This is a genomic window from Streptomyces avicenniae, from assembly GCF_000719135.1.
GTDB lineage: Bacteria > Actinomycetota > Actinomycetes > Streptomycetales > Streptomycetaceae > Streptomyces > Streptomyces avicenniae.
Genome location: NZ_JOEK01000049.1, coordinates 1 through 333 on the forward strand (window position 1 = coordinate 1; position 333 = coordinate 333).

At 70.6% G+C, this 333-nt stretch carries 1 protein-coding gene; it reads left to right on the plus strand.

Annotated features, from left to right (window positions below):
- Positions 1 to 292: sigma-70 family RNA polymerase sigma factor (locus tag IF27_RS29690; RefSeq protein ID WP_190233161.1), on the plus strand; the 292-nt coding region annotated here is incomplete at its 5' end.
- Positions 293 to 333: the final 41 nt, after the last annotated feature.

Here is a 333-nt window from a genome sequence, read left to right on the forward strand (position 1 = left end):
GGTGGTCGGCGACGAGGCGCTGAGCACGGCCCGCGAGGGGATCGGCGCGATGCCGAGCAGCATCGGCCTCTACCCGGCCCTGCTGAAGCTGCCGCAGCGACAGCTCGACGTGATCATCCTGCGGTACGTCCTGCACTACAGCAGCCGGAAGACCGGCTGGTACCTCGGCATCACCGCGAGCACCGTGGACCACCACTGCCGCAAGGTGCGCGAACGCCTGGCGCCCGTCTACCACAACCAGCGCGGGCCGAAGCCGGGGACGCCGGCGGAACAGAGGGAGGGAAACCGGTGACACCCCCGTGGAACAATCGTCCGGCCGACGCCGACGCGGTC